This is a genomic window from Streptococcus sp. DD04, from assembly GCF_001578725.1.
Lineage (GTDB): Bacteria > Bacillota > Bacilli > Lactobacillales > Streptococcaceae > Streptococcus > Streptococcus sinensis.
Genome location: NZ_KQ968976.1, coordinates 221347 through 223224, shown reverse-complemented (window position 1 = coordinate 223224; position 1878 = coordinate 221347). Strand labels below are relative to the sequence as shown.

Below are 1878 nucleotides of genomic sequence, written 5' to 3'. Positions count from 1 at the left end.
AAAACTGGGGTCTGGTTACCTACCGCGAGATTTACCTTTTGGTAGATGAAAATTCTACTGTATCCAGCCGTCAAGATGTGGCACTTGTCATCGCTCATGAGTTGGCTCACCAATGGTTTGGTAACTTGGTTACTATGAAGTGGTGGGATGACCTTTGGCTCAATGAAAGCTTTGCCAACATGATGGAATACGTCTGTGTTAATGCGATTGAACCAAGCTGGAATATTTTTGAGAATTTCCAAACCACAGGTGTTCCTTTGGCGCTCAAACGAGATGCGACAGACGGAGTTCAGTCTGTCCATGTAGAGGTGAAGCACCCCGACGAAATCAATACTTTGTTTGATCCGGCTATCGTTTACGCCAAGGGAAGCCGCCTCATGCACATGCTTCGTCGTTGGTTGGGAGATGAGGCCTTTGCCAAAGGCTTGAATGCTTACTTTGCTAAACATCAGTATGGAAATACTATCGGTCGTGACCTTTGGAATGCCTTGGGGGTTGCTTCTGGCCGTGATGTAGCAGCTTTTATGGATTCTTGGCTGGAGCAGCCAGGCTACCCTGTCTTGACTGCTACAGTAGAAAATGATACGCTCAAACTCTCTCAAAAACAATTCTTTATCGGCGAGCATGAAGATAAGAAACGCACTTGGGTCTTGCCTTTAAATAGCAACTGGAAAGGTTTACCAGATACGCTGGAGACAGAAACGCTGGAAATTCCAAATTATTCTGCCTTGGCTACTCAAAACCAAGGTGCCCTGCGCTTCAATACTGAAAATACAGCCCACTATATCACAGACTATCAAGGCATCTTGCTTGATCATATTTTAGATGCCATTACAGACTTGGATAGCACCAGCAAGCTTCAAGTGGTGCAAGAGCGCCGTCTCTTGGCTGAAGCAGGCAGCATTTCATTTGCTGATTTGGTTCCAGTTATTGAAAAACTGACAGAAGAAACCTCCTATTTGGTTGTCTCAGGAGTTAAAGCCGTTTTGAATGGTCTTAAGCTATTTGTGGACGAAGGAAGCGAATGCGAGAAAGCCTATCATGAATTGGTGGTTAAACTTAGCAAATTCAACTTTGACCGTCTAGGCTTTGAAGCAAAAGAAGGCGAAAGTGATGAGGATGAGTTGGTTCGTCAGATTGTCATTGGAAATCTGATTGCCGCTGATGATCAAACAGCAAGTCAAGAAGCAAGCCGTATTTTTGCTGCTCATCAAGAGGACTTGGAGAAATTGCCTGCGGCTATTCGCTTGCATATTCTCATCAACCAAATCAAGCATGATGAGAGCAAAGAATTGGCTGACCAATACTTGAATGATTATGTTTCAACAGTTGACGGCAGCTTCAAACGTCAGTTGGCATCCGCTTTGGCTTACACTAAGGACGCAGAAACTCTTGCTCGTATCTTGGAATCTTTGAAAAACAAGGATATCGTGAAACCACAAGATTTAGCTATGAGCTGGTATTTCCCTCTCTTGAATCACCAGTTCACTCAAGCCACTGTCTGGACTTGGGCGCGTGATGATTGGGACTGGATTAAGGCTGCTCTGGGTGGCGACATGAGCTTTGATAAATTCGTTATTTATCCAGCGAATGCCTTCAAGACAGCAGAAGCGCTGGCAGAATACAAGGCCTTCTTTGAGCCACAGCTAGACGATATGGCTATCAGCCGTAACATCAGCATGGGAATCAAGGAAATCGCAGCGCGTGTTGACTTGATTGCCCGTGAAAAAGCAGCGGTTGAGAAAGCAATTCAGGAAGGTTTATAAATAATTATATAGAGTTATGAAAGACGAATGTATGCTCATTTTGAGTAGTATATGTTCGTCTTTTTTCTTATTTTTCATAACGTATACAAATTGGAAACGCTAACACTTTATG

1 protein-coding gene is annotated in these 1878 nt (G+C 43.8%); it reads left to right on the top strand.

The genetic code is table 11. The features are described from left to right. Positions 1-1766, top strand: a 1766-nt coding sequence (locus STRDD04_RS01065; protein WP_062198591.1) for a M1 family metallopeptidase, incomplete at its 5' end; no start/stop codon positions are given. Positions 1767-1878 lie beyond the last annotated feature (112 nt).